The organism is Streptomyces sp. NPDC002838 (assembly GCF_040295365.1).
Lineage (GTDB): Bacteria > Actinomycetota > Actinomycetes > Streptomycetales > Streptomycetaceae > Streptomyces.
On sequence record NZ_JBEOVF010000044.1, the window covers coordinates 59766 to 86692 of the forward strand.

At 69.9% G+C, this 26927-nt stretch carries 27 protein-coding genes; 8 read left to right on the forward strand and 19 right to left on the reverse strand.

Annotated elements, in window-relative coordinates; genetic code table 11:
- Positions 1-33: 33 nt before the first annotated feature.
- The 5 genes from ABT063_RS39005 to mce form a co-directional block, all read right to left on the reverse strand.
- Positions 34-804 (reverse strand): ABC transporter permease, encoded by a 771-nt coding sequence (locus ABT063_RS39005; RefSeq protein ID WP_351065361.1) that lies wholly within the window; start codon positions 802-804, stop codon positions 34-36.
- A 2-nt stretch (positions 805-806) separates the two neighbouring features.
- The gene (locus ABT063_RS39010) at positions 807-1766 is read right to left on the reverse strand and encodes an ABC transporter ATP-binding protein (RefSeq protein WP_351065363.1); all 960 of its coding nucleotides are present in this window, start codon (positions 1764-1766) and stop codon (positions 807-809) included.
- Between the two features lie 84 nt (positions 1767-1850).
- Complete coding sequence (locus ABT063_RS39015) at positions 1851-2786, reverse strand: coiled-coil domain-containing protein (protein ID WP_095755537.1); 936 nt, start codon at positions 2784-2786, stop codon at positions 1851-1853.
- A gap of 183 nt (positions 2787-2969) precedes the next feature.
- The gene (gene scy, locus ABT063_RS39020; RefSeq protein ID WP_351065366.1) at positions 2970-6884 is read right to left on the reverse strand and encodes a polarized growth protein Scy; all 3915 of its coding nucleotides are present in this window, start codon (positions 6882-6884) and stop codon (positions 2970-2972) included.
- 233 nt (positions 6885-7117) lie between these two features.
- Positions 7118-7558: a methylmalonyl-CoA epimerase gene (gene mce / locus ABT063_RS39025; RefSeq protein WP_124436693.1), complete on the reverse strand. Its 441-nt coding sequence runs from the start codon at positions 7556-7558 to the stop codon at positions 7118-7120.
- A gap of 148 nt (positions 7559-7706) precedes the next feature.
- On the opposite strand from mce, the gene ABT063_RS39030 reads away from it, so the two are divergent.
- Both ABT063_RS39030 and meaB read left to right on the forward strand, forming a co-directional pair.
- Positions 7707-8909, forward strand: a complete 1203-nt coding sequence (locus tag ABT063_RS39030) for an acetyl-CoA C-acetyltransferase (RefSeq protein ID WP_351065368.1) — start codon at positions 7707-7709, stop codon at positions 8907-8909.
- A 37-nt stretch (positions 8910-8946) separates the two neighbouring features.
- Positions 8947-9903: a methylmalonyl Co-A mutase-associated GTPase MeaB gene (gene meaB, locus ABT063_RS39035; protein ID WP_351065370.1), complete on the forward strand. Its 957-nt coding sequence runs from the start codon at positions 8947-8949 to the stop codon at positions 9901-9903.
- A 308-nt stretch (positions 9904-10211) separates the two neighbouring features.
- On the opposite strand, the gene ABT063_RS39040 is transcribed toward meaB, so the two are convergent.
- Positions 10212-10880 carry a PepSY domain-containing protein gene (locus ABT063_RS39040; RefSeq protein ID WP_351065372.1) on the reverse strand — a complete coding sequence of 223 codons (669 nt, stop codon included), beginning with the start codon at positions 10878-10880 and terminating at the stop codon, positions 10212-10214.
- Positions 10881-11020: 140 nt separating this feature from the next.
- Between ABT063_RS39040 and ABT063_RS39045 the strand changes: the two genes are divergently transcribed.
- Together ABT063_RS39045 and ABT063_RS39050 are read left to right on the forward strand one after the other, a co-directional pair.
- Complete coding sequence (locus ABT063_RS39045) at positions 11021-11692, forward strand: response regulator transcription factor (protein ID WP_351065374.1); 672 nt, start codon at positions 11021-11023, stop codon at positions 11690-11692.
- A complete protein-coding gene (locus tag ABT063_RS39050) occupies positions 11689-13137 on the forward strand; it encodes a sensor histidine kinase (RefSeq protein WP_351065375.1) in 1449 nt (482 codons plus the stop codon). The genes ABT063_RS39045 and ABT063_RS39050 overlap by 4 nt, the downstream gene beginning before the upstream one ends.
- Here ABT063_RS39050 and ABT063_RS39055 read toward each other — a convergent pair.
- The 4 genes from ABT063_RS39055 to ABT063_RS39070 all read right to left on the reverse strand — a co-directional run bounded on the left by ABT063_RS39055 (position 13134) and on the right by ABT063_RS39070 (position 15821).
- Positions 13134-13610, reverse strand: coding sequence for a MarR family winged helix-turn-helix transcriptional regulator (locus ABT063_RS39055; protein ID WP_351065377.1), 477 nt, complete (start codon positions 13608-13610; stop codon positions 13134-13136). The two genes, ABT063_RS39050 and ABT063_RS39055, sit on opposite strands and share 4 nt — an antisense overlap.
- A gap of 96 nt (positions 13611-13706) precedes the next feature.
- Positions 13707-14462, reverse strand: coding sequence for an AIM24 family protein (locus tag ABT063_RS39060; protein ID WP_351065406.1), 756 nt, complete (start codon positions 14460-14462; stop codon positions 13707-13709).
- A gap of 74 nt (positions 14463-14536) precedes the next feature.
- Positions 14537-15187: an AIM24 family protein gene (locus tag ABT063_RS39065; protein WP_351065379.1), complete on the reverse strand. Its 651-nt coding sequence runs from the start codon at positions 15185-15187 to the stop codon at positions 14537-14539.
- Between the two features lies 1 nt (position 15188).
- Positions 15189-15821 (reverse strand): AIM24 family protein, encoded by a 633-nt coding sequence (locus ABT063_RS39070; RefSeq protein WP_095755547.1) that lies wholly within the window; start codon positions 15819-15821, stop codon positions 15189-15191.
- A gap of 158 nt (positions 15822-15979) precedes the next feature.
- Here ABT063_RS39070 and ABT063_RS39075 point away from each other — a divergent pair, with 158 nt between their 5' ends.
- Positions 15980-16324 carry a DUF3817 domain-containing protein gene (locus tag ABT063_RS39075; RefSeq protein ID WP_351065381.1) on the forward strand — a complete coding sequence of 115 codons (345 nt, stop codon included), beginning with the start codon at positions 15980-15982 and terminating at the stop codon, positions 16322-16324.
- Positions 16321-16638 carry an MTH1187 family thiamine-binding protein gene (locus ABT063_RS39080; RefSeq protein WP_351065383.1) on the forward strand — a complete coding sequence of 106 codons (318 nt, stop codon included), beginning with the start codon at positions 16321-16323 and terminating at the stop codon, positions 16636-16638. Before ABT063_RS39075 ends, ABT063_RS39080 begins: the two co-directional genes overlap by 4 nt.
- Here ABT063_RS39080 and ABT063_RS39085 read toward each other — a convergent pair.
- Together ABT063_RS39085 and ABT063_RS39090 are read right to left on the reverse strand one after the other, a co-directional pair.
- The gene (locus ABT063_RS39085; RefSeq protein WP_351065385.1) at positions 16571-16981 is read right to left on the reverse strand and encodes an antibiotic biosynthesis monooxygenase family protein; all 411 of its coding nucleotides are present in this window, start codon (positions 16979-16981) and stop codon (positions 16571-16573) included. The genes ABT063_RS39080 and ABT063_RS39085 overlap by 68 nt on opposite strands.
- Positions 16941-18200, reverse strand: coding sequence for a cytochrome P450 family protein (locus ABT063_RS39090; RefSeq protein WP_351065387.1), 1260 nt, complete (start codon positions 18198-18200; stop codon positions 16941-16943). Before ABT063_RS39090 ends, ABT063_RS39085 begins: the two co-directional genes overlap by 41 nt.
- A 199-nt stretch (positions 18201-18399) precedes the next feature.
- On the opposite strand from ABT063_RS39090, the gene ABT063_RS39095 reads away from it, so the two are divergent.
- Positions 18400-20040: an FAD-dependent oxidoreductase gene (locus tag ABT063_RS39095; RefSeq protein WP_502990971.1), complete on the forward strand. Its 1641-nt coding sequence runs from the start codon at positions 18400-18402 to the stop codon at positions 20038-20040.
- Positions 20041-20069: 29 nt separating this feature from the next.
- Positions 20070-21062, forward strand: coding sequence for an amidohydrolase family protein (locus tag ABT063_RS39100; RefSeq protein WP_351065391.1), 993 nt, complete (start codon positions 20070-20072; stop codon positions 21060-21062).
- A gap of 70 nt (positions 21063-21132) precedes the next feature.
- On the opposite strand, the gene ABT063_RS39105 is transcribed toward ABT063_RS39100, so the two are convergent.
- From ABT063_RS39105 to ABT063_RS39135, 7 genes are all read right to left on the reverse strand, one after another.
- On the reverse strand, positions 21133-21468 hold the full coding sequence (locus ABT063_RS39105) for a TcmI family type II polyketide cyclase (RefSeq protein ID WP_351065392.1): 336 nt from the start codon (positions 21466-21468) through the stop codon (positions 21133-21135).
- A gap of 26 nt (positions 21469-21494) precedes the next feature.
- Positions 21495-21974 carry an SRPBCC family protein gene (locus tag ABT063_RS39110; RefSeq protein ID WP_351065394.1) on the reverse strand — a complete coding sequence of 160 codons (480 nt, stop codon included), beginning with the start codon at positions 21972-21974 and terminating at the stop codon, positions 21495-21497.
- 1 nt (position 21975) lies between these two features.
- Positions 21976-22242 carry an acyl carrier protein gene (locus ABT063_RS39115; RefSeq protein ID WP_095755556.1) on the reverse strand — a complete coding sequence of 89 codons (267 nt, stop codon included), beginning with the start codon at positions 22240-22242 and terminating at the stop codon, positions 21976-21978.
- Between the two features lie 59 nt (positions 22243-22301).
- Positions 22302-23549, reverse strand: a complete 1248-nt coding sequence (locus tag ABT063_RS39120) for a ketosynthase chain-length factor (RefSeq protein ID WP_351065396.1) — start codon at positions 23547-23549, stop codon at positions 22302-22304.
- On the reverse strand, positions 23546-24814 hold the full coding sequence (locus ABT063_RS39125; RefSeq protein WP_351065398.1) for a beta-ketoacyl-[acyl-carrier-protein] synthase family protein: 1269 nt from the start codon (positions 24812-24814) through the stop codon (positions 23546-23548). Before ABT063_RS39125 ends, ABT063_RS39120 begins: the two co-directional genes overlap by 4 nt.
- Positions 24811-25275 (reverse strand): cupin domain-containing protein, encoded by a 465-nt coding sequence (locus tag ABT063_RS39130; RefSeq protein WP_351065399.1) that lies wholly within the window; start codon positions 25273-25275, stop codon positions 24811-24813. Before ABT063_RS39130 ends, ABT063_RS39125 begins: the two co-directional genes overlap by 4 nt.
- Before the next feature lie 131 nt (positions 25276-25406).
- Entirely contained in the window at positions 25407-26555 is a 1149-nt protein-coding gene (locus ABT063_RS39135) for a SchA/CurD-like domain-containing protein (RefSeq protein WP_351065401.1), read from the reverse strand.
- Positions 26556-26927 lie beyond the last annotated feature (372 nt).

Below are 26927 nucleotides of genomic sequence, written 5' to 3' on the forward strand. Positions count from 1 at the left end.
GGTTCCGCTCAAATGAAAGCAAAGCCCAGAGCATCACGCGTCCCGTTTCTTGATCATGAGGTAGCCCCCGAGGAGCGCCACGAGCACCCACAGAGCCATGATCCCCAACCCGCCCCAGGGGCCGTACGGCGTGTCGTTGTCGACCGGGGTGACCACCTGCATGATCTTGCTGCCGGCCTGGTCGGGCAGGTACTGGCCGATCTTCTTCGTCGCGTCGACGTTGCCGAGGATGTTGGAGATCAGGAAGAAGAACGGCATCAGGATGCCCAGCGACAGCATCGGCGAGCGCAGCATCGCGGCCACACCCATCGAGAACATCGCGATGAGGGTCATGTAGAGCCCGCCGCCGATGACCGCGCGCAGCACGCCCGGGTCGCCGATCTGCGCCTTGTGCTCGCCGAGCATCGCCTGCCCGAGGAAGAACGCGACGAAGCTCGTGGCCATGCCGACGACCAGCGCGAGGCCGGTCGCGACCGCGATCTTGCTGAACAGGAAGGTGCCACGCTGCGGTACGGCGGCCAGCGAGGTGCGGATCATGCCGGTGCTGTACTCGTTCGACACCACGAGCACCCCGAACACGATCATCGCGAGCTGACCGAGGCCCATGCCCGCGAAGCTGACGAATGTCGGGTCGAAGGTGAGCTGGTCCTGTCGGCTCATGGTGTCGAACTCGCTCTTCGACAGGGCCGAGATCAGCGCGCCCAGCGCGACGGTGACGACCACGGCCAGCGAGAGCGTCCACACCGTGGACGCCACCGACCGGATCTTGGTCCACTCGGACCGGACGACCTGGATCGCCGCCATGCTCAGTTCCTCCTCCAGCCGTCGCCCCACTGCTGTTGCTGCCGCTCGGGAGGCGTCCCGTCGTGCGCGTGGTACTCGACCGACTCCGCGGTCAGCTGCATGAACGCCTCCTCCAGGGAGGCCTGCTGGGGGCTCAGTTCGTGCAGCACGATCTGGTACTGCGCGGCGAGCTCGCCGATGTGTTCGGGCTTGCCGCCGTCGACCTCCAGCGTGCCGTTGCCGGTCTGTACGGCGGTGAGGCCGGCCCAGTGCAGCACATCGAGCAGCCGCTCGCGCTGCGGGGTGCGGATCCGGACGTAACTGCGCGAGTTCCGCGCGATGAAGTCGGCCATGGAGGTGTCCGCGAGCAGCCGCCCCTGCCCGATCACGACGAGATGGTCGGCGGTCAGCGCCATCTCGCTCATGAGGTGGGACGAGACGAAGACCGTACGGCCCTGCGCGGCCAGGGACTTCATCAGGTTGCGGATCCAGTGGATGCCCTCGGGGTCGAGGCCGTTGACCGGCTCGTCGAACATCAGGATCCGCGGGTCGCCGAGCAGCGCGCCCGCGATGCCGAGCCGCTGGCCCATGCCGAGCGAGAAGCCCTTGGTCTTCTTCCGCGCGACCGCCGTCAGGCCGACCGTCTCCAGCACCTCCCGCACCCGGCTCTTCGGAATGCCGTTGCTCTGCGCGAGGCACAGCAGGTGGTTGTAGGCGCTGCGCCCGCCGTGCCAGGCCTTGGCCTCCAGAAGGGCCCCGATGTACGTCAGCGGGTCCTTGAGCCGGTCGTAGTGCTTGCCGTCGATACGGACGTCGCCGGCGGTGGGACGGTCGAGCCCTAGCATCATGCGCATGGTCGTCGACTTGCCGGCGCCGTTGGGCCCGAGGAAGCCCGTGACGATGCCCGGTCTGACGGTGAAGGTGAGGTTGTTGACCGCCACCTTCTCGCCGTACCGCTTGGTCAGCCCCTCGAGCTCGATCATGCGCCCCACGCTAGAACGCGGCAAAGCCCTCTGCCACCTCAGGCAGAGGGCTTCACCGATGTTCCGCAGACGTACGCCGGACCGTTACCGGGACTGCTGAGCCGGAACGCCCCGGGAGATGGGCTCGTCCTCGGCCGGGGAACCGGCGGCGGCCACCGCGGCGCCCGTGAGCGTGGCGAGCATCTCGCGCACGTTCGTCAGCTGGGCGTTGATCGAGTCGCGGCGGTTGGTGAGCGCCGCGAGCTCGCGCTCGGATTCCGAACGGATGCGGTCGGCCTTGGCGTTGGCGTCGGCCACGATGTCCTCGGCCTGGCGCTGTGCCGTCTCGACGGTCTGGCGGGCGCGGCGCTCGGCGTCCGTGCGCAGCTTCTCGGCCTCCAGGCGCAGCTGCTCCGCGCGGTGCTCGATCTCCGCGAGGCGCTTCTCGGCCTTCTGCTGACGCGAAGCCAGATCGCGCTCGGACTGCTCGCGGCGCTTGGCGAGGTTCGTCTCGAAGTCGGCGGCGGCCTGCGCGGCCTTGGCGCGGGTCTCCTCGAAGAGGGCGTCGGCCTCCTCACGCTTGGACTGCGCGTCCTTCTGCGCCTCGGCGCGCAGCTGCGAGGCGTCACTCTTGGCCTTCTCGATGACCCGGACGCCCTCGTCCTCGGCCTTGGCCTTGCGCTCCGCAGCGAACGATTCTGCGTCGTTGCGGACCTGCTGGGCCGCGGACTCGGCGAGTTCGCGATGCTGTTCGGCCGCGCGCCTGGCCTCCTCGCGCAGATCCTTGGCCTCTTCCTCGGCGAGGCGGAGGATCTTCTCGACACGCGCGCCGAGACCGGCGTACGACGGCTCCGCGTCGGTTACCTGCGCCTGGGCGTTCTGCGTCTCGAGGTGGAGCTCCTCGATGCGCTTTTCCAGAGCGGTGATGCGGGCCAGAGCGCTGTCGCGGTCGGAGACGAGCTTCGAGATGCGTTCGTCCACCTGCGCGCGGTCGTACCCACGCCGCACAAGCTCGAAGCCGTAGGGGGAAGTGTCGCTCATGGGGTTCCTGTCGAATGAGACCGGTGAGGTGATAGGTGGAATCCTAGGGGCCGAAGCGGTGTGTCATCGAGCGGATGCGTGTTTGATCTGGAGAATGACACCCCTTTTGGGTGGCTGACCCTGGGACGGCTTGCCAAAGACTTGGTCAAAGACCCCAGAAAACACCGGAATGCCGCCTTCAGGCTAGCCTTCTGACGACTTGCCACCCGATCGTGGTGCGCCGACCGTGGCACCCGCCTTGACGCCGGTGTCCTTCCCCGCGGACGGGGCCTCAAAGGATTCCAACGCCTCCAGGACGTCCTGGACACGGGAGATCTCGGCATTGATGTCCTCGCGGCGGCGCACCAGGATCTCCAGCTCGCGCTTGCCCTCCTCGACCGTGCGCCTCGCCTCGCGGATCGCCTCGGCCTTGAGCTCCTCGGCCTCCCTGATGAGCGCCGCCTTCTTCTGCTCGGCCTCCTTCAGGAGCCCCTCCGCCTTCTTGACGGCGGCGATCCGGACCTTGCCCGCCTCGGAGTTGGCCTCCGAGACCAGCTCCTTGGCCTTCGCCTGCGCCTTCTCCAACTGCTCCTCGGAGGCCTTGATGAGCGCGTCGCAGCGGTCGCCGGTCGACTTCATCGTCTCGGCGGCCTCGCGGCGGGCCCGCTCGTGCAGGTCCTCGATCTCGGCGGTGATGCGGTCGCGCAGCTCCTCCGCGCGCTCCCGGATCGCGGTGGCGTCCCGGCGGGCGCCGACGAGCAGTTCGTCCGCGTCCGTACGGGCCTTCTCCACCGTCGTGTTGCCCTCGACCGTCGCCTCGGACACCAGCCGGTCGGCCTCGGTGCGGGCCGCGCCGACCATGGAGTCGGCCTGGGACTCCGCGTCCGCGGTGGTTTTGAGGGCCTGCTGCTGCGCCTCGGTGAGCAGCTTGTCGGCCTCGGCCGTGGTCTCCGTGATGAGCTTGTCGACCTGCTCGGCCGCCTCGGAGCGCCGCTTGTTGGCCTCCTTGCGGGTCTCGTCGAGCGTCCGGTCGGCCTCCTCGCGCGCGGCCGTCGTGACCCGCTCGGCCTCCGCCAGCGCCTCGGCCTTGACCCGCTCGGACTCGCTGCGGATCCGCTCGGCGTGCTGCCGCGCCGCCCCGATCGTCTCGGCGGCCTCGGCGCGCAGCCGCTCCGCGTCGTCGGTGGCGTCCGCGATCATCTGCTCGGCCGCGGTGGCCGCCTCGGTCCGTACCCGCTCGGCCTCCGCGATCGTCTCCGAGCGCAGCCGCTCCGCCTCGGCGACCGTCTCCTGCCGCAGCCGGTCGGTGTCCGCGACCGTCTCCGTGGTGAGCCGCTCGGCCTCGTTGCGCGCCTCGGTGATGAGGGTGTCCGCCTGGGTCGCCGCGTCCGACCGGATGCGGTTGGCGTCCTCGCGGGCGTCCGCCCGGGTCCGCGACGCCGCCTGCTCGGCCTCGGCGATGGCCTCCGACGCCTCCGTACGCACCCGCTGGGCGTGCTCGGACGCGTCCGAGCGCAGCCGCTCGGCCTCCGCGATCGCCTCCGAAACCGTGCGCTCGGCAAGCGACTTGGCGGCCTCCGACTCCTCCGAAGCCTCCCGCCGGACCCGGCTCGCGTCCTCGGCGGCCCGCTCCCGCTCGGCGTAGGCGTCGGCGCGGACCCGGTCCGCCTCCTCCTCGGCCTCCCGGCGCGTACGGTCCGCCGCGTGCTCGGCGGCCGAGCGCAGCCCGGTGATCTCCTCCTGGGCCTGCTCGTGCAGCCCGGCGACCGAGTCCCGCACCTGCTGGGCGTGCTGTTCGGCCGCCGACACCATCTCGGTGGCGCGCCGGTCGGCCTCCTCGACCAGGCGTACGGCCTCGGCCTGCGCCTCCTCCACGCGCTTGCGCGCCGAGGCCAGCAACTCCTCGCTCTGCTCGCGGGCCCGCTCGCGCTCCTGGTCGGCCTCCTGCCGCGCCGCGCCCAGGTACTCCTCGGCCTCGCGCCGGCGCCGGTTGGCCTCCTCCTGCGCGGCGGCCAACGTCTCCGACGCCTCCGTCGCCAGCCGCTCGGCGGCGGCCTGCGCCTCCGCCCGTACGCGATCGGCGCTGTCCTGCGCCTCCGACTTCAGCCGCTCGGCCTCCGAGGCGGCCTCCGAGCGCAGACGGACGGCGATGGCCTCGCCCTCCGCCCGGGAGGCGGAGGCGTCCGACGCGGCCTCGGTGCGCACCCGTTCGGCCTCGGCCTCGGCCTGCTCCTGGAGCGTGCGGATCCGCTCGGCGGCATCACCGCGCAGCCGCTCGGTCTCCTCGACGGCCTCGCGGCGGATCCGCGCGGCCTCCTCACGGGCATCGGCGAGCGCCTGCTCGGCGGCGACGAGGCGCTCCTCGGCCTCGGTGTGCCGCCGGGTCAGCTCCTCGGCGGCCTCCGCGCGGCGGGCCTCTATGGCCTGCTCGGTCTCCTCCTGCAGCTCGCGGGCGGCCCGCTCGGCGTCGGCCTTGATGCCCTCGGCCTGCTCGACGACCTCGGCGCGGTGCCGCTCGGCCTCCTTGCGGGTGCGGTCCAGGGTCTCCTCGGCCTGCCGGCGCAGCGTGGTCGCCCGCTCGATGGCCTCCGTACGGACCTTCTCGCTGTCCGTGGTGGCCTTCTGGCGCAGCTCGTCCGCGTCGGCCTTCGCCTTGGACAGCAGCTCCTCGGCGGTCTTGGCCGCCTCCTCGATCTGCGCCACGGCCTCCTTGCGGGCCTCCGCGCGGATCTTCTCGCCCTCGGCGACCGCGTCGGACCGCAGCTGCTCGGCCTCGCCGCGCAGCCGGCGGGCCTCCTCCTGCAGCTCGACCGTCTTGGCGCGGTACTCCTTGGTGTCGTCCTTCGCCGCGCCCTTGAGCTGTTCGGCGATGTCGTGCGCCTCGGCGCGCAGCCGGTCCGCCTCGGCCTCGGCCTCGGTGCGGATCCGCTCGGCCTCCTCGGCCGCGGCCTTGGTGGTCTTCTTGGCGTCCTCCGACGCCTTGTTGAGGACGTCCTCGGCCGTCTTGGCCGCCTTGGACAGCTGGGTCGCGCTCTCCTCGGCGGTGAGCGTCCGGGCCTTCTCGGCGGCCTCGGCGAGCAGCTTCTCGGCCTCGGCACGGGCGTCCGCGACGATCTGCTCGGCGTCCGCCTTGGTGGTCTCGGCCTCCTTGGTGGCCTCGCTGACCAGCCGGGCGACCTGCTCCTTCGCCGTGCGCGTGCGCTGCTCGTTCGCCGACTCGGCGCTGGCGAGGGCCTTCTCGGCGGCCGTCTTGGCCTCGGTGACCAGCTTCTCCGCCTCGGCGCGCGCCTCGCGCAGCGCGGTGTCCGCCTCCGCGATGCGCTGCTCGGCGGCGCGGCTCAGCTCCTGGGCCTCGCGGCGGGCCGCCTCGGACTCCGTCGTGGTGGAGGTGCGCAGCTGCTCGGCGTGGTCGGTGGCCTCCTGGGCCTGCGTGGAGGCGGCGTTCAGCAGCCGCTCGGCGTCCGCGCGGGCGCGGCGCAGCAACTGCTCGGCCTCCGCGCGGGCCGACTCGGCCTCGCTCTGCAGCCGCTGGCGGGCCTCGGCGGTCAGCCGCTCGGCCTCGGCGCGGGCCGCGGCCATGGCCTGCTCGGCCTCCGCGCGGGACTCGTCGAGGAGCCGGCGGGCCTGCTGCTCGGTGCGGGCGCGCAGCTGCTCGGCCCAGGCCACGTTCTCGTTGACGTGCGTCTCGACGGTCTGCCGGCGCTCGGCGAGCTCCTGGTCGAGCTGCTGGCGGCGGGTGACCGCCTCCTGGTGCAGCTCCGCCTGGAGCCGTGCGGCCTGCTCGGCGTGCTCCTGGAGGATGCGCTGGGTCTGGGCGCGGGCCTGGCTCAGCTCGCGCTCGGCGTCCTGGCGCAGCTGGTCGGCCTGGATCTGCGCGTTGCGCAGCAGCTGCTCGGCCTGGTAGCCGATGTCGCCGCCGTCGTAGGCGGGCCGGGACATGATGGTGCGCCGCGCCTCGTGCAACTTGGCGCGCAGCACCTCGACCTGGTAGCCGAGGTCCTCGGCGTGCTGGATCGCCTTCTCCCGCTCGGTCTTCAGCCGATCCATCTCGGCCTCGAACCGAGAGAGGTGGTCGACGTCAGCCGCCGGCTCTCGCTCCTGGCGTTCGTAGCCCCGCACTGCGCGGTCCCATCCGTCCCCTGGTCGCAAGTCTCTCCAAACGAGCTCCGTCCATCCGCCGAACGGGGCCCCCGGGGAATGGTGTCAGATCAACGGCGGAGCATGGGCTGCTGCCCCGACGCTCGTCCCCCGAAACCCGGACCCCGGACCGGTCCCGCTTTCGACGGCAGGACCAGGTCGCCCTGGTTGGAGCGGCGACCGCCCCCAACCCTACCGGCCCTTATGTACGGGGGTCAGTGCTCAGGTGACTCAACAGGGGCTGAAGTGACCAGTTCTGTCAGTACGCCGTGGCAATCCTTGGGGTGAAGGAAGGTGATTCGTGACCCCATGGAGCCGCGTCGCGGCTCTTCGTACAGGACGCGTACGCCCTTGTCCTTGATGCCGGCGGCCTCCGCGTCGACATCCGCCGTGCCGAAGGCGATGTGGTGGACGCCCTCGCCGTTCTTCGCCAGCCACTTCGCGACGGTGGAGTCCTCCCGGGTCGGCTCCAGGAGCTGCAGATACGAGGCTCCGCCGTCGGACGTATCGTTGATCTTGAGCATGGCCTCGCGTACGCCCTGCTCCTCGTTGACCTCGGAGTGGAACACCTCGAAGCCGTAGGTGGCCCGGTAGAACTCGACAGTCTTGTCGAGGTCGAAACAGGCGATCCCGATGTGGTCGATTCGCGTCAGCATGGATTCAGTGGAGCGCTCCTGAGGTGGTTACGCAACGTGCGCGCGATCACACTCTTCGCCGGATGACGGGGTGGTCTACCGCTCAGTACATTCGAAGTAAACCCTCGTTCACTCCTCGGCTGTGCAGGCCGGAAGGGGATCGCAGCTCATGTCTGGAACGAACAGCAGTACCTCGGTGATCGTCGCGGGGGCCCGGACGCCCATGGGGCGGTTGCTGGGCTCGCTGAAGTCCTTCTCGGGAGCCGACCTCGGCGGCTTCGCGATCAAGGCCGCCCTCGACCGTGCGGGGATCGGTGGCGACCAGGTGCAGTACGTGATCATGGGCCAGGTGCTCCAGGCCGGGGCCGGGCAGATCCCGGCACGCCAGGCCGCGGTCAAGGCGGGCATCCCGATGAACGTCCCGGCGCTCACCGTCAACAAGGTGTGTCTGTCCGGCCTCGACGCCATCGCGCTGGCCGACCAGTTGATCCGCGCGGGTGAGTTCGACGTGATCGTCGCGGGCGGCCAGGAGTCCATGACCAACGCCCCCCACCTGCTGCCGAAGTCCCGCGAGGGCTTCAAGTACGGCGCGGTGGAGATGATCGACGCCATGGCCTACGACGGTCTGACCGACGCCTTCGAAAACGTCGCCATGGGCGAGTCGACGGAGAAGCACAACACGCGGCTCGGCATCGGCCGGCCGGAACAGGACGAGGTGGCCGCGCTGTCCCACCAGCGTGCCGCCGCCGCGCAGAAGAACGGCCTGTTCGAGGCCGAGATCACCCCGGTGGAGATCCCGCAGCGCAAGGGCGAGCCGGTCGTCTTCAGCAAGGACGAGGGCATCCGCGCGGAGACGACCGCCGAGTCGCTGGGCAAGCTGCGTCCGGCGTTCGCCAAGGACGGCACGATCACGGCGGGCTCGTCCTCGCAGATCTCCGACGGTGCCGCCGCTGTCGTGGTGATGAGCAAGGCCAAGGCGCAGGAGCTCGGCCTGGAGTGGATCGCCGAGATCGGCGCCCACGGCAACGTGGCCGGTCCGGACAACTCCCTCCAGTCCCAGCCCTCCAACGCCATCCAGCATGCCCTGAAGAAGGAGGGCCTGGAGGCCTCCGACCTCGACCTGATCGAGATCAACGAGGCCTTCGCCGCGGTGGCGGTGCAGTCGATGAAGGACCTCGGAGTGTCCCCGGAAAGGGTGAACGTCAACGGCGGTGCCATCGCCCTGGGCCACCCGATCGGCATGTCCGGTGCCCGGCTCGTCCTGCACCTGGCGCTGGAGCTGAAGCGGCGTGGCGGCGGCGTGGGAGCGGCCGCGCTGTGCGGCGGCGGCGGCCAGGGTGACGCGCTGATCGTGCGGGTACCCAAGGCGTAACTGCTTTTACCGGTCTCTTCTCTCGAACGGAGCTGTGATGCAGGACGTCTCCACGCTGGTGGCCCAGGCCAGGGAGGGCCGGCCGCGCGCCGTGGCCCGCCTGATCTCCCTGGTGGAGGGGGCGTCCCCGCAGCTCAGGGAGGTCATGGAGGTATTGGCTCCGCTGACGGGTGGGGCGTACGTGGTCGGCCTGACCGGCTCTCCGGGAGTCGGCAAGTCGACCTCGACCTCGGCCCTGGTGACGGCCTACCGCAAGCAGGGCAAGCGGGTCGGCGTCCTGGCCGTCGACCCCTCCTCGCCGTTCTCCGGCGGGGCGCTGCTCGGCGACCGGGTGCGGATGTCGGAGCACGCGTCCGACCCGGGCGTCTACATCCGCTCGATGGCGACGAGAGGCCACCTCGGCGGCCTCGCCTGGGCCGCCCCGCAGGCGATCCGCGTCCTGGACGCGGCGGGCTGCGAGGTGATCCTGGTCGAGACGGTCGGGGTCGGCCAGTCGGAGGTCGAGATCGCCTCGCAGGCGGACACCTCGGTGGTGCTGCTCGCTCCCGGCATGGGCGACGGAATCCAGGCGGCCAAGGCGGGCATCCTGGAGATCGGCGACGTGTACGTCGTCAACAAGGCCGACCGGGACGGCGCCGACGCCACCGCCCGCGAGCTGAACCACATGCTCGGCCTCGGCGAGTCCCGCGGCCCCGGCGACTGGCGCCCGCCCATCGTCAAGACGGTCGCCGCACGCGGCGAGGGCATCGAGGAGGTCGTCGAGGCGCTGGAGAAGCATCGCGCGTGGATGGAGGAGCGGGGGGTGCTGGCGGAGCGCCGGCTCGCCCGGGCCGCGCGTGAGGTGGAGACCATCGCGGTCACGACGTTGCGCGAGCGGATCGGCGACCTGCACGGCGACCGGCGGCTGAGCGCACTGGCGGAGAAGATCGTCGCCGGGCAGCTGGATCCCTACCGGGCGGCGGACGAGCTGGTGGCGGGGCTCACGCGGGGGTGAACCTCGCGGAGTGGGACAGCGGGGGGAGCGGTCGGCCCTCTCGTTGAGGTCGTCCAGGGTAGGTACGGGGGCGGGTTGGCTGCCCCCGTACCGAGCCGGTCAACGGCGTCGCCTTCAGCTGTGGGAGCGGGCCGCTCTCAACGCCGGTCCGCGTCTTTCAGCCCGTCCGGCGTTTGAGGACGAGGCCCTTCGGGCCGAAGCGGGGGTCTTGGGGCACGCCCCCAGGGACGGGAAGGGTAGGGGCGGAGGGGGCGAGCCGCCCAGGGCCCGCCCCCACTCACCCGCACCGCACCGCACGGCACGGCACGTCAGTCGTCGTCGCCACCGTCGTTGTCGTCGGCCCCGTCGTCATCCGCGCGGTCCGCCGTGACCTTCCCGCTGTTCAGGTCGACCCGCCAGTCCTGCTCGGCCTTGCCGGAGGCGTGGGTCTCCACGTCCCAGCCCTTCGAGGTGCCGTCCTCGTCCAGATCCACCGACGTCACCGTGCCCTTGCCGGTCACCGCCTTCGCGGCCTCCTCCGCCGTCACGGAGGTGCCCTTGAGCGCGGCCCGCACCTGGGCGGTGTCGTCCTCACGCTCGGTGTGGGAACCGAGCACCTTGCCGGTGCCGGGGTCGACCCGGACGCTGTGCCAGGTGTCGCCGCCGCCGAGCACGTCGACCTTCCACACGACCGGCCCGCCGTCGTCCTCGTCGTCCAGTTCGGCGGAGACGGCGGTGCCCGGGTCGTGCCGCAGCGCGGAGGCGATGGCGTCGGCAGCCGTCACCTTGGCGGACACGACCTTCCCGGCGTCGTCGTCCTGGCCGCCGTCGTCGTCACGGGCCCCGTCGTCGTCCCGTACGTCGTCCCCCGTGACCCGCACGTCCGCCGCCTGCCGCGCCGGCCCCTCGCCGTCCCCCGTCACCGCGAGGGCCGTGGCCGTACCGCCCCCGATCAGAGCGGCGGCCGTAACGGCGGCGATCACGATGTTGCGCTTCATGCGGTTTCCTCCAGAGTCATTCAGCTTCGTTCAGCTTCGTGTCGTTTCGCTTTCGACATCACCAACATCGCCGACCGACGCTGAGAGGAACCTGAAGCCCCCTGAAGCGATCTTCAGCTTCACTTTGCGAACCTTTACGCATGCGCCTGTTGATCGTGGAGGACGAGAAGCGGCTGGCTCTGTCGCTCGCCAAGGGGCTGACCGCCGAGGGGTACGCCGTGGACGTCGTCCACGACGGCCGGGAGGGCCTGCACCAGGCCACCGAGGGGACGTACGACCTCGTGATCCTCGACATCATGCTGCCCGGCCTCAACGGCTACCGGGTCTGCGCCGCGCTCCGCGCCGCCGGGCACGACGTGCCGATCCTGATGCTCACCGCCAAGGACGGCGAGTACGACGAGGCGGAGGGCCTCGACACGGGCGCCGACGACTACCTCACCAAGCCGTTCTCGTATGTCGTCCTCGTCGCCCGGATCAAGGCGCTGCTGCGCCGCCGTGCTCAGGGCGCCGGGGCCTCGCCCGTGCACGTCCACGGCGACCTCAAGGTCGACACCGCCGCCCGCCGTGTCTTCCTGGACGAGGACGAGGTCGCCCTGACCGCGAAGGAGTTCTCCGTCCTGGAGCAGTTGGTGCTGAGGGTCGGCGAGGTGGTGTCCAAGGCCCAGATCCTGGAGCACGTCTGGGACTTCGCGTACGACGGCGACCCGAACATCGTCGAGGTGTACGTCAGCGCCCTCAGGCGCAAGCTGCGTCCCGGGCTCATCCGCACGGTCCGCGGCGCCGGCTATCGGCTGGAGGCGGAACAGCGATGAGACGCCTGTTCGGTTCCGTACGGTCCCGGGCGACCCTCGCCGCCACGCTCGTCGTCGCCGTGGCGCTGGTCGCGGCCGGCGGCGCCGTCCTGCTGTCCCTGCGCTCCAACCTGATCGGCGAGGCCGGGACCGACGCGGAGCGCTCCGCGCGGGCGGTCGCCTCCAGCCTGGCCCTGGGGAAGCGGTACGACCAGCTGTCCCTGGACGAGGAGGACGAGCCGGTCCAGGTCGTCGACGAGAACCGGAAACTGGTCGCGGCCAGCGAGGACCTGGAGCGGATCAGCGGCACGGACACCGACGCGGTGAAGCCGCGGGCGCGGCCGACCGCCCCCGCCGGCGGCGAGGAGGGCGAGGAGTCCGGCGATTCCGACCAGGATGCGGACGACGACTCCTCCCTTCATCCGGGCGAGATCGACGAGAAGACCACCTACACCAACGGTTCCGCGACGATCGACGGCGAGACCGGCGACTACCGCTTCGCCGCCGTGAAGGTCGAGGTCGAGGGCAAGGGCCTGCTGATCGTGTACGCCGGCGCCCCCCTCTCTGCCGAGAAGAGCGCCGTCAACACCGCGCTGACCGTCATGCTGATCGGCTTCCCGCTGCTGCTCGCCGTCGTCGCGGGAGTGACCTGGCTGGTCACCCGGCGCGCCCTGCGCCCGGTCGAGGGCATCCGCGGCGAGATGGCCGCGATCACCGCCTCCGAGGACCTGGCCCGACGGGTGCCGGTGCCGGACACGCACGACGAGGTGGCCCGCCTCGCCCGCACCACCAACGAGACGCTGGCCGCCCTGGAGACCTCCGTGGAGCGGCAGCGCCGGTTCGTCGCCGACGCCTCGCACGAACTGCGCAGCCCTATCGCGTCCTTGCGCACCCAGCTCGAGGTGGGTGCCGCCCATCCCGAGCTGCTGGACGTCGAGGGGGCGGTCGAGGACACCGTACGACTGCAGCGCCTCGCCGCCGATCTGCTGCTGCTGGCCCGGCTGGACGCGGGGGAGCGGCCGGCCGCCGACGCCCGGTTCGACCTGGCCGCGCTGGCGCGGGAGGAAGCCGAAGGGCGCGCGGGCGTGACCCTGGAAGCGCCGGAGGCCGTGGAGGTGGCGGGCTCCCGGGGGCAGGTGGGGCGGCTGCTCACCAACCTGCTGGACAACGCACGGCGGCACGCCCGCTCGGCCGTCCGGGTGAGTGTGCGGCGCGAGGGGGAGTGGGCCGTGGCCGGGGTCGCCGACGACGGGGACGGGGTGCCCGAGGGCGATCGGGAGCGGATCTTCGAGCGGTTCGTACGGCTGGACGAGGCCCGCAGCCGCGACGACGGCGGCGCCGGGCTCGGACTCGCCATCGCCCGCGACGTCGCCGCACGGCACGGCGGCACGCTCACGGTCCACGACGCGCCGACAGGCGGAGCCCTGTTCGAACTCCGCCTGCCGCTCGCCCGATCAGATCGCTAGGGGCGCCCCCGCTGCCCGCGAAGATGCTCCGCGATGGGCTTCAGGGCCTTGTCGAGTTCCGACAGGGCCTCGGGGGACAGCAGATCGATGAAGTGCCTCCGCACAGACGCCACATGATGGGGCGCGACCTTCTTCATCGTCTCCATGCCGTGCTCGGTGAGGACCGCGTACAGACCTCGGCGGTCCGACTCGCAGTTCTCGCGCCGCACCAGGTCCGCGTTCTCCATGCGCGTGATCTGGTGGGAGAGGCGGCTCTTGGACTGGAGGGTGGCGGATGCGAGGTCGCTCATCCGCATCCGTACGCCCTCCGACTCGGAGAGATTCACCAGGATCTCGTAGTCGTTCATTGTCAGGCCGAACGGCTGCAGGTCCTTTTCGAGCTGGTACGTCAACAGCCTGTTGACCTCCAGGTGGGTGCGCCAGGCGCACTGCTCCGCATCGGTCAGCCAGCGTGTGGCCGTCTCGGTCTCCATAAATGAAGTCTACCTAAAAGGTTGAAAGGCGAACTAGTGAGGGTCGTGGTGACGACGGCGCGCACACGTTCGACGTCACACTCCGCAGACTACCGCTCACAGCCCGAAGCGACGCTGGAGGTCTCCCAGCTGTCCGGGAAGGCGCGGTGCGCCGCCCTGCTGTGAGTGGCCTGTGGGTGCCCCGCCCCCACCGGGCACCCCGGCCTCGTGCGGAACCGCCCCCGTGGCCTGCTCCGCCATGAGGGCCTCGGACGACTGGAGCAGGACCGTGCCCGCTCCCACGAACTCGAACTGATGCTCCTCCCCGGAGGCCCCGCCGAGGCCCGTCATCGCACGTAGACCGCCCATGAGGCCGGTCATGTAGCCGTGGTCGTAGTGGTGGCACGGCGAGGGGCAGTCGGCCCAGCCGACGAGGGCCTGCGGGTCCACCCGGATCGGGGGTTCCATGAACACCACCGGACCGTTGGAGGCGGCCACGAACTTTCCGGTTCCGATGAGTGTCAGAAAACCCGGCACGATCGACTGCTTGAGAGCGAGACTTGGCTGAAATGCAAGCAAGTTGCCCGAGCGAATGGTCAGATTGCCGTCTTCCAGGTCGTACGAGTTCACGTCGAAGGCCCGGTCGGCGAGGAGCATCTTGCCCGAGCCCTCCGCCACGACCCAGTCACTGGCATGCAAAGGCGAATGGAAGGACGTACGCACGAGACGGTCCAGCCGGCCGTGCCCGATGCCGTTGAACTCCATCGAGCCGTAGTAGGCGATCATCTTCCCCTTCTGCAGGAACCACTGGCTCCCCTTGAGCTCCACGCAGAAGGTGTAGCTGTTGACGTTGTCGTCGGACGGCAGCGTCATCGGGTCGAAGACCGTCGGGCCGCCGGGTCCGCCGGGCCCACCGTGGCCGCCTGGAGTTCCGTAGGGAATGGTGCTCACAGCTTCTCCTCCGAGGCCTGGACGTACACCGCACCGCTGCCGCTGAGCTCCAGCTGGAACGCCTCTCCGGAGCCGCGGCCCACCATGTCGCGCCAGCCCAGCGCGGTGGACAGCTTGTTGCGGACGTCGCCGTGGTGGGCGACGTACGCCTGCGGGTCGACATGGACCGGGCGCTGGGGGGTGATGGGGACCTCGATGATCCCGCCGTGCGCCATGACCGCGACCGAGCCGTGTCCCCTCAGGGTGGTGGTGAACAGCCCCTGGCCGGTGACCTGGCCCCGGACCATGCCCATGACGCCGCCCTGGGAGCCCATGAACATCGTCCCCTGCTCCAGCGTGCCCTCGAAGGCGAGCAGCCGGTCCGCCTCCACGAAGAGGGTGTCGCCGGTGAGGTTGATCACCTCGACGTGGTGGCCGCCGTGCCCGAACAGCACGGTGCCGCTGCCCTCGACGGTCATCAGGGGCGCCGCCTCATTGGCGACCCGGCGGCCGATCATCGACATGACCCCGCCCTGGCCGCCCTGCGTGTTGGGGGTGAAGGACACCTCGCCCTTGTAGGCGAGCATCGCCCCGCGCTGGCTGAACAGCCGCTGCCCGGGCGCGACCGTCGCCTCGACCATCTTCGAGTTGAGCTCACGGAAGGCCATGTCACACATCCCCCGCGATCGTGTTCCGCTCGCTGGGCTGGACGTACACCAGGCCGTCGCCCTCGAAGCGGATCTGGAAGGCCTCGCCGCCGCCCTCGCCCATGAACGTGCGGAACGTCACACCGGACTGGAAGGACTGCCGCAGGTTCCCCTGGTGCGCGATGTACGCCCCCGGGTCGACGGTCAGCGGGTACTGCGCGCTGACCCGCAGCACGACCGCCGGCCCGTCCGACATGATCGCCGCCTGCCCGTGCCCCTCGACGGTCGTCGTGAACAGCCCGTTGCCCTGCGAGGCACCGCGCATACCGGTGAACGAGGTGCCGGTCCGCAGTCCGGAGTCGGTCGCGAGCAGGTTGCTCGACTCCACGTACAGCTTGTCCCCCTGGAGACCGACGAGGTTGATCTCCGAGGCCCGGTCCGCGAACCAGCACGTCCCGTGCCCCTTCACCTCCATCAATGTCATCTGCTCGCCGGTGATCCGCCGGGTCACCATCCCCCGGATGCCCTCACCGCCGCCGCTGAGCTTCTTGAAATCCATCTGACCGTCGTACGCGACCATCGAGCCGTTCTTCGCCTTCACGGCGTCACCGGTCATGTCGACGGCAAGCACTTTGCTGCCTTGAAGTCGGAACATCGCCACGCAGTGAAGGTAGCCGCAGGTCGGGCTCCGCGGACAGAGCCCAGGGGTGGAGACGCACCCTGAACGCACCCTTAGGGCAGTCGTTTGCCACAATGGGTGAACGTTTGTGCTCGCATTCACAAACCCGACGTCTCTCCCACCGAAGGTGACCTGTGGACATCAAGACCGCCACCGCCATTCGCCGCCTGCGCCTCGTCTCGGCCCCCGAGGCGGTTTCCTTCCTCCTCCTGCTGGTCTGCTCGGTGCTGAAGCGGACCACGGACTTCAACGCGGTCCCCGTGATGGGGATGATCCACGGTGTCCTCTTCATCCTGTACGTGATCTTCTGGGCCGACGCCTGGAACCGCACGAAGTGGTCCCTGAAGACCGCCGCCCTCTACTTCGTCCTCTCGGTCCTGCCCACCGGCGGCTTCTTCGCCGAGCGCAAGCTCAAGCGCGAGGCCGAGGATGCGGTCATCGCCTCCCGCGCCCGCAAGGAAGGGGCCGTGAGCGCATGATCGTCGCCTTCTCCGTGACGCCGTTGGGCGTCGGCGAGGACGTGGGGGAGTACGTCGCCGACGCCGTCCGGATCGTGCGCGAGTCCGGCCTGCCCAACCGCACCGACGCGATGTTCACGTCCGTCGAGGGTGAGTGGGACGAGGTCATGGACGTCGTCAAGCGTGCCGTGGCCGCCGTAGAGGCCCGTGCGCCGCGCGTGTCGTTGGTCCTCAAGGCGGACATCCGCCCCGGGGTGGAGAACGGTCTCACCTCGAAGGTGGAGACGGTCGAACGGCATCTGGCCCAGCGGGCGGAGCAGTCGCCGCGTCCGTGACGTGGAAGACCGCTGTCCACCGGTCGTCGTGCAGACAGGCGTTCATCGGCTCGACCAGAGCCGTGTGATCGGGGTCGGTGCGCCACCGCTTGACGGATTCGAGGCTCTCCCACTCGCTGGTGAGCAACCAGCGAGTGGGATCGTCGACGGAGCGGCACAGCTGTTCTCCGAGGTGTCCGGGGCAGCGCACGGCGCGTTCGAGGACGCCCTGATAGGACTTCACGAAGTCCGCTTCCCTTCCTTCTCGCACACGCAGCAGCCGAACGACCCGCACATGTGCCGGAGCCTGGGGGCTGTTCACGTCAGGACGGGTCGAGGACGACGGGAAGTTCCGCCAGCCCACGGAAGGCGGGGAACGGTACGGTCAGCCAGCGCGCCTCTTCCGGCGCCCCCGTCAGGGCCATGCGGGGGTACCGCGCGAAGAGCGTGGTGAGGGCGATCTGCATCTCCAGACGTGCCAGCGGCGCGCCGGCGCAGTAGTGGGGGCCGACGCCGAATGCGAGATGGGTTGCCTGGACGTTCGGGCGCTTGACGTCCAGCCGGTTCGGATCGGCGAAGGCGTCCGGGTCACGGTTGGCCGAGGTGATCGAAATCTGGACGAGCGCACCCTTGGGGATGAGCGTGTCGCGGATCACGAGGTCTTCCTTGGCGTAGCGGAATGTCGAGTTCTCCACGGAGGACTCGAACCGGAAGATCTCTTCGACGGCCGCGGCTGTCGCGTCCGCATCCTGGAGTGCCAGTCGCTTCTGCTCCGGTTGGGTGAGCAAATGGTAGACGGCGTTGCCGATTTGGTACGCCGTCGTCTTGTGGCCTGCGAAGAGCAGCACCCACGCCGTGGAGACCAGTTCGTGGTCCGTGAGTGCGCCCTCCTCATCCCTCGCTGTGACGAGTGCGCTGAGCAGGGCTCCGTCCGGCTCCTGCCGCTTCCGTGCGATCAGATCCACCAGATAGTCGCGCAGGTTGCCCTCGGCCAGTTCCAGCGCCTTTCTCGCCTCCGGACCGAAACCGGTCCGGGCGACGGTGGCGGACCATTCCTGGGCTTGCCTGCGTTCGTTTTCCGGGACGCCCAGAAGTTCGCAGATCACATGGAGCGGCAGCGGGAAGCAGAACTCCGGGAGCAGGTCCACGGGTTCCGAGGTCGCGCATCGGTCCAGCAGATCCTCGGTGATCTTCTGGACGCGCGGACGCAGTGATTCCACCCTTTTCGGCGTGAAGGTGTTGCCGACAATCCTCCTGAGCCTGGTGTGCTTCGGAGGATCCGAGAAGAGCATGTTGTCGTCCAGGGCGATCGACGAGTCACCGAAAATGCGGTGGTAGGCGTCGATGGCGCCGTACATGTCCTTGCTCAGGCGGGGGTCGGCCAGGGCGGCGCGAGCGTCGTCATACCGAGTGATGAGATACGTCTCGACCCCGTGGGGCGGTGACAGCGGGCATACGGGTGCCGTCTCCCTGAGCTTGGCGTAGACGGGATGCGGATTGGCCCGGAACTCCCGGCTGCAGGATGAGGCCGCGGCCGCGGCCTCTTCGGATGACAATTCCTCGGATGCGAACGCTCGCGTCATGTCTGGTCCCGGGGGTCGGTGGATTCCAGCGGTCAGTGGCCACGGTTTCCCGTGCGGCACAGTGAGCCAAACGTTGCTGGGCCATATGGGTCGGGTCACCGTATGAACTGTGCATAGGAATGTCCCACTTGGTAAACACTGACTGTCAGGCCGGTCCTCGACTCCCGGACTGGGCACCGCCGGATGGGGTAGGAAATCAGTGAGCGGACGCACAGCGGAATCAGTGGAATCAGTACCAGTTCTCATCGTGGGCGGATCCCTGGTGGGTCTTTCCACCTCCGTCTTCCTGGGACGCCTCGGAATTGAGCACATGCTCTTGGAGCGGCATGCCGGGACATCGACGCACCCGCGCGGCCGCGGGAACAATGTGCGCACCATGGAGATTTTCCGGACCGCCGGACTGGAGCCGAGCATCCGGGAGGCGGCCTCCGCTCTCGCCGGAAACGACGGCGTTCTTCAGGTGGACACCCTCGCCGGCGGTCAGCGCCGCTGGATCATCCGGGACATCTCCGCAGGCATTGACGTGACCCAAGTCAGCTCTTCGGACTGGTGCCTGTGCAGTCAGAACGATCTCGAGCCGGTGCTGCTGAGCCGTGCCCGCGGCCAGGGCGGAGACATTCGCTTCAGTACGGAGATGCTCTCCTTCACGCAGGACCGACAAGGAGTCCGGGCCCAGGTCATGCACCGGGACACCGGTGAGACGTATACCGTGCACGCTGATTTTCTGGTGGCTGCCGACGGTCCCCGAAGCCCTGTTCGCAAACGCCTGGGCATCAGTCAGTCAGGACCCGGAGAGCTCTTCCACAACGTCAGCGTCACATTCCGCAGCAAGAGACTCAAGGACTACATCGGAGAAAAGAAATTCGTCGTCTGCTATGTGACGAACCCGCAGGGCGAAGGGGCGTTGCTGCCGGTGGACAACGAGGAACGATGGGTGATCCATGTTCCTTGGTCTCCGGACCGCGGCGAATCCCTGGAGGATTTCACCGACGACCGCCTCGTGGCTCACATCCGCGCGGCCGCCGGCGTACCGGACATCGATGTGGAGATCACCGGAAAGGCGCCCTGGCACGCTTCGAAGCGTGTCGCGGACAGCTACGGACAGGGCCGGGTCTTCCTGGCCGGTGACTCGGCACACGAGATGCCACCCACCGGTGCGTTCGGTTCCAACACCGGAATCCAGGACGCCCACAACCTCGCCTGGAAGCTGGCCGCGGTGCTCCGCGGCTGGGCCGGCATGCCCTTGCTGGACAGCTACGAGCAGGAACGACGGCCTGCCGCCGTCGCGACCAGCACGCGGGCGGCCGTACAGGCGGTCGAGGAGGAGCACCCGGGATTCAGTCCCACGGCGGGACGCAACGACGACCCGGCGGACCTCATGACCGTCGCGCTCTGCTGCCGGTACGCGTCGAGCGCCGTCATGGGCGCCTCCCCGGAGCGGCCGGTGGTCCCGGAGACCTTCCAGCTCGGCGGCGACCCGGGCAGCCGCGCACCTCATATGTGGGTCATGAGAGAAGGCGTCCGGATCTCCACGCTGGATCTGTACGAGCGTTCCTTCGTGGTCCTCTGCGGGCCGCGCGGCCGTGAATGGCGGAAGGCGGCGGAGAAGGCCTCCGAGACCTTGGGAGTTCCGGTCGAGTCGTATCTCGTGGGAGACGGCCAGGACCACGACCTCGTTCCTGAGCCGGACGCCGACTGGGCGAAGCTCCACGGCACAGCCGAGGACGGCGCCGTCCTCGTACGCCCGGACGGCTACGTCGCCTGGCGAGCCCACGCCGAGATGCCACAAGCCGATCGCGTGCTGACGAATGCGCTGCGGACGGTACTCGGCCGTACTTGAGAACCGGCCGCACCTGAGATGAGGATGCAATGACATCAGCAGCCTTCGACGGCCCCGCCGCGGGCCGAGTGGACGTCCACCACCACTTCACCGCGCCCGCCTGGCTGGACTGGGCAGAAGAACGAGGCGTCATCAGCCGCGAAAAGCTGCCCTGGTGGACGCGCTGGGACCTGAACGCGGCCCTGGAGCTCATGGACAAGGCGGGCATCAGCACGTCCGTCATGACGGTGGCGATGCTCGGACGGCTTCGCGAGCGGACGGAGCGCCAGGAAAGCGCACGGGTCGCCCTGCGGGCGGCGGCCGACGTCGTGGAAAGCCATCCCGCACGCTTCAGGTTCTTCACTCCCGTGTTCCTCGACGATCTGGAACTCTCCCAGTGGAGCCTCGAGTACGGCCTCGACGAACTCGGCGCCGTCGGGGTGAGCACGAGAACGAGCATGGACGGTGTCTACCTCGGCGACGAGACGCACGACCGCCTCCTGAAGGAACTCAACGACCGGTCCGCGGTCGTCAGTACCCACCCCATGGAAGTGCCCGCGGGAAAGGGCGGCGTTCCCGGCAGTACGGGGCTGCCGGGAATGCCGCCCTTCGTGTGCGACTTCCTGGTCGACACCACGCGTGCCGCCATCAACCTCATCAAGAACGGCACCCTGGACCGCTATCCGAACCTCACCTTCATCCTTCCTCACGGCGGAGGCTTCCTGCCGTACATGGCCACCCGGCTCGAACTCTTCGGCGGGCATCTCACTCCCGAGATCGAGCCGGGCCGGGTCCGTGACTATCTGCACCGGTTCTACTTCGACACAGCCGGCCCCATGTCTCCCTCGGCCACGCCCACCCTGCTGGCCACCGTGGACCCCGGCCACATCCTTTTCGGCACGGACTGGCCACCCACCCCCGCGCAGGTCATCGCCGACATCACGACGCCCGCTCTGGACAACGATCCGGTCATCTCGGATCAGCAACTCCAGGGGATCAACCGCGAGAACGCCGTGCGGCTGATGCCCGAACTCGCCCGCTGACGAGAGGGTACGAGAGGGTACGAGAAGGCCGCTGCCCGCGCTTCGTCCGCGCGGACAGCGGCCTCTTCGTTCACCGAGTGGCCGCGTCCCTCTCCCAGTGGTAGAAGCACTCCGCCATGGCGTCCTTCGGGCTGCGCCAGGTCTGCGGGTCGTACGGGCTGACGTACGCGGTGAGCTTCCTGCTGATGTCGAGGAACTCGGGGTGCTCGGACACGCGGGCGATGGCGGGCCCCGGGTCCTGCTCGGCTTCGATGAGGTGCATGTACACGTCGCCGAACTGGAAGAGGGAACGCCGGGTCACCCCGACGAGGTGCGGGAGTTCGCCGCGGTCGGAGGCCGCGAAGACCTCGGCGATGTCCGGAGCCGACTGCGGGGCCATCCGGGCGACGATCAGGGCGTGGTGCATGAGGTCTCCTTCCGCGACGGTGTCGCTCAGGCGGGCTTGGTGGGCACGGTCCGCCGCTCGCCGGCGGCCTGCTCGACGCGGTCGCGGATGAGGGCCATCTGGATGGGCGAGTTGCGGTTGATGATGTCCGTCATCCCGGCGTCGTCGACCGGGGCGTCGGGCTTCATGGCGAAGTCCTGTGTCCAGCGCATCCGAGTGCCGTCCGGGGTCTCCTCGTACTCCCACTCGATGTTCATGTACTCGAACGGGCCGGGCTCGACCCGGCGTGCGCGGACGGTGAGCTTGTCGCGGTCGGTGACCCGCTCCGACACCCAGCTCCACACCTTGCCGTTCTCGTCGGGGTGCATGGTCAGGCGGAAGGTGACCGTGTCGCCGTCGCGGGACAGCACGTCGACGGACGCGTACTCGCTGAACAACTGCGGCCATCTCTCCAGGTCGTTCGTCATGTCCCAGACGAGGTCGACGGGAGCGGCGATGGTGATCTCGTTCTCCGTGTGGCCGGCCATGTCAGGCTCCCGTCGCGAGCGCGCCGTTGACGAGGTCGAGGAAGGCGCGGGGGCTCTTGCACCGCTCCGCGTCGGTGGGGAGCGCCCGGCCGTGCCGGTTCTCCAGCTCGCCGACGATGCCGAGGAGACCGAGCGAGTCCAGCCCGAACTCGGCGAAGGGGGTGTCCACCCGGCGCTCGAGGTCGTGCGGGTCGACGGTGACACCGGCGGCCTTCTTCATCAGCGTGGCCAGTTCTTCGACGGTCACTTGGGTCACTTCTGTGGTCATGCGCGTTCTCCTTGTCGTACCAGTTGCGGAGCGTTCTGAGCGGCCGTGGTGCGGAGCGCTCAGGCGGTGGATCCCGGGCCGCGGCGCAGGACCAGCGCCGCGTTGGAGCCCATGAGCCCCCGGCTGAGGATCAGGGCCGTGCGGAGCTCGGCCGGGCGTGCCGTGGAGGTCACCAGGTCGATCTCGTGGCAGATGTCGAAGACGTTCGGCGTCGGCGGTATCTGCCCGTGCTCCATGGCCATCACCGCGGCCGCGATGTCCAGCAGGGGTGCCCCGCAGTACGACCGTCCGACGCCGGTCTTGGGCGCCGTGACGGGCACGCGGGTGCCGTGCGGGCCGAGGGCGTCGGCGAGGGCGAGGGCCTCGGCACGGTCCGCCTCCGGTATGCCCAGCGCGTCGGCGAAGACGACGTCTATCTCCTCCGGTGCGCAGCCGGCCTCGTCGAGGGCACCACGGATCGCCTGGGCGAGCCCCTCCCGCGACCGGTCCCAGCGCGAGGCGCCCGTGAACGTGGCGGCATGTCCCGCCACGGTCGCGCGGACCACCGCGTCACGGCGGTGTGCCCGGTCCGCGTCCTCGACGACCAGCACGGCCCCGCCCTCGGCGGGCACGAAGCCGCAGGCCGCCGAGGTGAAGGGACGGTAGGCGCGTGCCGGGTCGTCGACGGTGCTGAGTTCAGGATATCCGAGCTGGCAGACCATCGAGTACGGGGCGAGCGGCGCCTCGGCCGCCCCGACCACGACCACGTCGGTTCCCCGCCGCACGGTCCGGGCGGCGTGCGCGACGGCGTCCAGGCCGCCGGCCTCGTCGCTGGCCACCACCCCGCAGGGGCCCTTGAAGCCGCTGCGGATGGATATCTGGCCCGTGCTGGCCGCGTAGAACCAGGCGATGGACTGGTAGGGGCCGACGAACCGGGAGCCCTGGCCCCACAGCTTCTGCAGCTCCCGCTGGCCGAACTCGCCGCCCCCGGACCCGGCGGCGGTGACCACCCCGACGGAGTACGGCGAGTCGGCGGCGATGCCGCTGAGCCCGGCGTCCTCCAGGGCGGCGCAGGCGGCGGCCATCGCGAAGTGGGTGAACCGGTCGGTCTGGACGAGGAACGTCTCCTCGATGAGCGCCGAGGGATCGAACTCCCGGACCTCGCCGGCGACGCGGAGCGGAAGGTGCTCGCATCCCTCCCGGGTGATCCGGTCCAGTACGGTCAGGCCCTCCTTGACGGACTTCCAGTAGGTGTCAGTGCTGAGTCCGTTGGGCGCGACCACACCGATTCCCGTGACGGCGGTGCGCTGGTTCGGTCGACCACTCATCGTTTCCTCCCGCCCGGCCCCGTCAGCAGTACCGCGGACTGGAACCCGCCGAAGCCGCTGCCGACGGAAAGCACGTTGTCGAGCCTGCGAGGGCGTGCCGTACGCGGTACGTAGTCCAGATCGCACTCGGGGTCCGGGGTCTCGTAGTTCGCCGTGGGTGGCACCACCTGGTGGGCCAGGGCCAGGACGCAGGCGACGACCTCGATCGCGCCGATCGCTCCCAGCGAGTGGCCCACCATGGACTTGATCGAGCTCATGGGGGTGTCATAGGCGTGGGCGCCCAGGGACCGCTTGACCGCGGCGGTCTCATGACGGTCGTTCTGGCGGGTGCCCGAGCCGTGCGCGTTGACGTAGTCGATGTCCGATGGGTCCACGCGCGCGTGGTCGAGCGCGGTGTCGATGGCCCGGGCCATCTCCAGGCCCTCACTGGTCAGTCCGGTCATGTGGTAGGCGTTGCCGAACGTGGCGTAGCCGCTGAGCTCGCAGTAGATGTGCGCGCCGCGGGCACGGGCGTGCCCGAGTTCCTCCAGGACGAGCACCGCGGCGCCCTCGCCCATGACGAATCCGTCGCGCTGGGCGTCGAAGGGCCGGGAGGCGTGCGCCGGGTCGTCGTTGTTCGGTGACGTCGCCTTGATGGCGTCGAAGCAGGCCATGGTGATGGGGGAGATGGGGGAGTCCGACGCGCCGGCTATGCAGATGTCGGCGCGGCCCTCCTCGATGGTGTGGAAGGCGTAGCCCACCGCGTCGAGCCCGGAGGTGCAGCCGGTGGAGACGGTCTGCACCGGCCCCTGCGCGCCGAACTGCTCCGCGACGACGGAGGCCAGCGTGCTGGGCGAGAATGCCAGGTGCAGCTGCGGCTCGGCGGCGCGATGGTCGACGTCCCAGCGCTTTCCTCGCTCACTGACCAGGACGTAGTCGTGCTCCAGGCGGGTCGTGCCGCCCACCGCGCTGCCGAGGGAGACGGCCACGCGCCAGGGGTCTTCCTTGTCGAAGGCCACACCGCTGTCGGCCACCGCCTCCGCCGCCGCGACCACGGCGAACTGGATGTACCGGTCGGCGCGTTCGACCAGCTCGGGTTCGAGTCCGTGCGCGAGCGGATCGAAGTCGCACTCGGCCGCTATACGGGAGCGCAGCCCCTCGGGATCGAACAGGGTGATGCCGCGTGTAGCGGTACGGCCGTTGGAGAGGAGGTCCCAGAACGCCGGCGCCCCGATCCCTCCGGGGGCGACGACGCCGATACCGGTGACCGCCACCCGCCGGGTCACGATGGGGCCCCATGCCGTTCGGGCCGCGCGGCCGCCTCCTGGACGAGCGGGTACGGCTTGAGGTCCTCGTTCTCCGCCACGGCCTCCGTGTCGACGTGGCCCAGGCGCGGCTCCGGCGCGAGCGGGCCCAGATGGAAGACCATCCGGGCTTCCTCGTCCCCGACGTTGCGGAAGCGGTGCCGCATGTTGATGGGGATCATGAGGCCCTGGTCGGGGCGGAGGGGAAACGTTTCGTCGTCCAGGTCGACCTCCAGGTTCCCCCGGACGACGAAGATGAACTCCTCGGAATACGGGTGGTAGTGCTCGCTGATGCGTTCGCCGGGCTGCATGATCGCCAGGCCCATGAACCCGCTCGTGGAACCCACCGTGACGGGGGTGAGCATGGTGCGCAGGTCGCCGCCGCGCTTGCGGTTGGGCTCGGTCTCGCTCAGGTCCACGATGCGCGGGCGCGTCTTGTACATGGTCCGTCTCCTGGTTGGGCGGTGGGGTGTTGTCCGGGCGCTGTCGTGTGGGCGCTGTGTGTCCGGCTCTGTCTTGGGTCTGGGTGCGCTGTCTGTCCGTGTGGTGTCTGTCCGCTGTCCGTCCTGTGCTGTCAGGACCGCGGAGCCGTGCGGTCGGTGATCAGCGTCATGTCGGCGTGCGCCAGGAGGCGGGTCGCGTCCCGTTCGCTCGTCAGTGGTCCTTCCACGCCGAGTGCGGCACCGTCGAGCAGGCGGGCCAGTACGGCGGCCTTGCGCGGGCCGTGGACGCCGAGGGCTCTGACCGGATCGGCCTCGGGGTCGCCCGTCACGTCGATGAGCCGTACGACGAGGTCGTCCCGGTGGAAGACGGTGCTGCGGTGAACGGGGCTCGCGGGGTCGTCCGCGGCGGTCTCGTCCTGCTGGGCGAGCAGCCGGGCCAGCACCATTCCGCAGCCCGCGCGGGCCGGGTAGTACAGCGCGTGCCGCCGCAGCTCGGACGGTTCCGGTCCGCCGCCGGGCACACCACGGGTCACATGGTGTACGGCGGGCATGGCCGCGCGGGTGAAGAAGGCCCGTGCGGACTCGGGGTCGGTCAGGTCCCTGCTCAGTTCCAGGTGCGGGTTGAGGGCTTCCTCGACGGCACGCACCTCCGGCTGGCGCGAGACGTGGCGCAGCGCGGTCATCAGGTCGCCCCGCACCTCGACGGTGCGTACGACTCGGTTGCCGTGCATGAACAGCGTGGTGCGGCTCAGCCGCGTGGAGTCGTCGACGCGGGACTGCGGCGGTGCGTAGTCGGCGAGGATCTCCGCGACCTTCGACTCGGAGCCGGGCTTGACGGTGAACGTCAGGGCGTGGCGCGTCAGTCCGTCGCCCGTCCGCGCGGAGCCCTGGAATGCGTTGGTGGGCCCGGTGGTGGGCCCGGTGGTGGGTGCGACGGCGGCGTGGCCTGTCTCGCGGAGGACGCTGAACCGCATCGACCGGAGGTCGCGGACGCAGCTCTGCATCGGCCTGACCGTCTCGATGTGATCTTCGCTGCTCACCCAGGCGAGGTACGACGGGGCGCTTTCCCACTCGCTCGTGATGAGCCACTGGGACGGGTTCTCCGCGGACTGGCACAGCTGGTCGGTGAGGTGACCGGGAACCGAGGCGACGTGGTTGCGCATGTGCTCGTACGCGTCGAGGAACTGTTGCTGGGCGCCTTCCTGGAGATCGACGAGCAGGATGACTCGCAGCCTGGAGCCGTCGAAGGCCGACTGGGATATACGTTTCGAAGTGGTCATCCGGCAGGCCCTTCCTTCGCGAGAGGCAAGCGGCGGCCTCCGTGTTCCGCGGTACGAACCACGGTCGGCCCTGAGCCTTCATCGTGGGTCGGCGGGGCAGGGGCCGCGAGCCGCGCGGGCCAATGGGGGGAACGGGTGCGGGGGCCTCCGGCGGTTGGGCCGGGGATGCCTGCGGCGGCCTGTGCGGGTGGGGTGGGGGTGCGGGTAGCGCCTTGTGTGGGGTGGTGGGTCGGGGCCGCGTCGGGGGGTGTCCGTCCTCGGAACGGCGCGGAATCGGTCACCTACCAGGGTGCCCGTGTTGACGCGCCAACCGCTGCGGGCGGACACCCCCCGACACGTCCCCTTGCCGCCGTACGCGGCTGTCCCACCGCT

Coding starts and splice junctions, on each gene's coding strand:
- ABT063_RS39120 (WP_351065396.1), bottom strand. CDS start 23,549: ATGAGTGGTCGACCGAACCAGCGCACCGCCGTCACGGGAATCGGTGTG.
- ABT063_RS39100 (WP_351065391.1), top strand. CDS start 20,070: ATGACATCAGCAGCCTTCGACGGCCCCGCCGCGGGCCGAGTGGACGTC.
- meaB (WP_351065370.1), top strand. CDS start 8,947: ATGCAGGACGTCTCCACGCTGGTGGCCCAGGCCAGGGAGGGCCGGCCG.
- ABT063_RS39040 (WP_351065372.1), bottom strand. CDS start 10,880: ATGAAGCGCAACATCGTGATCGCCGCCGTTACGGCCGCCGCTCTGATC.
- ABT063_RS39080 (WP_351065383.1), top strand. CDS start 16,321: ATGATCGTCGCCTTCTCCGTGACGCCGTTGGGCGTCGGCGAGGACGTG.
- ABT063_RS39110 (WP_351065394.1), bottom strand. CDS start 21,974: ATGGCCGGCCACACGGAGAACGAGATCACCATCGCCGCTCCCGTCGAC.
- ABT063_RS39070 (WP_095755547.1), bottom strand. CDS start 15,821: ATGTTCCGACTTCAAGGCAGCAAAGTGCTTGCCGTCGACATGACCGGT.
- ABT063_RS39065 (WP_351065379.1), bottom strand. CDS start 15,187: ATGGCCTTCCGTGAGCTCAACTCGAAGATGGTCGAGGCGACGGTCGCG.
- ABT063_RS39105 (WP_351065392.1), bottom strand. CDS start 21,468: ATGCACCACGCCCTGATCGTCGCCCGGATGGCCCCGCAGTCGGCTCCG.
- ABT063_RS39030 (WP_351065368.1), top strand. CDS start 7,707: ATGTCTGGAACGAACAGCAGTACCTCGGTGATCGTCGCGGGGGCCCGG.
- ABT063_RS39115 (WP_095755556.1), bottom strand. CDS start 22,242: ATGACCACAGAAGTGACCCAAGTGACCGTCGAAGAACTGGCCACGCTG.
- ABT063_RS39060 (WP_351065406.1), bottom strand. CDS start 14,462: ATGACGCTGCCGTCCGACGACAACGTCAACAGCTACACCTTCTGCGTG.
- ABT063_RS39050 (WP_351065375.1), top strand. CDS start 11,689: ATGAGACGCCTGTTCGGTTCCGTACGGTCCCGGGCGACCCTCGCCGCC.
- ABT063_RS39045 (WP_351065374.1), top strand. CDS start 11,021: ATGCGCCTGTTGATCGTGGAGGACGAGAAGCGGCTGGCTCTGTCGCTC.
- ABT063_RS39055 (WP_351065377.1), bottom strand. CDS start 13,610: ATGGAGACCGAGACGGCCACACGCTGGCTGACCGATGCGGAGCAGTGC.
- ABT063_RS39135 (WP_351065401.1), bottom strand. CDS start 26,555: ATGACCACTTCGAAACGTATATCCCAGTCGGCCTTCGACGGCTCCAGG.
- ABT063_RS39005 (WP_351065361.1), bottom strand. CDS start 804: ATGGCGGCGATCCAGGTCGTCCGGTCCGAGTGGACCAAGATCCGGTCG.
- ABT063_RS39090 (WP_351065387.1), bottom strand. CDS start 18,200: ATGACGCGAGCGTTCGCATCCGAGGAATTGTCATCCGAAGAGGCCGCG.
- ABT063_RS39010 (WP_351065363.1), bottom strand. CDS start 1,766: ATGATCGAGCTCGAGGGGCTGACCAAGCGGTACGGCGAGAAGGTGGCG.
- mce (WP_124436693.1), bottom strand. CDS start 7,558: ATGCTGACGCGAATCGACCACATCGGGATCGCCTGTTTCGACCTCGAC.
- ABT063_RS39015 (WP_095755537.1), bottom strand. CDS start 2,786: ATGAGCGACACTTCCCCCTACGGCTTCGAGCTTGTGCGGCGTGGGTAC.
- ABT063_RS39130 (WP_351065399.1), bottom strand. CDS start 25,275: ATGTACAAGACGCGCCCGCGCATCGTGGACCTGAGCGAGACCGAGCCC.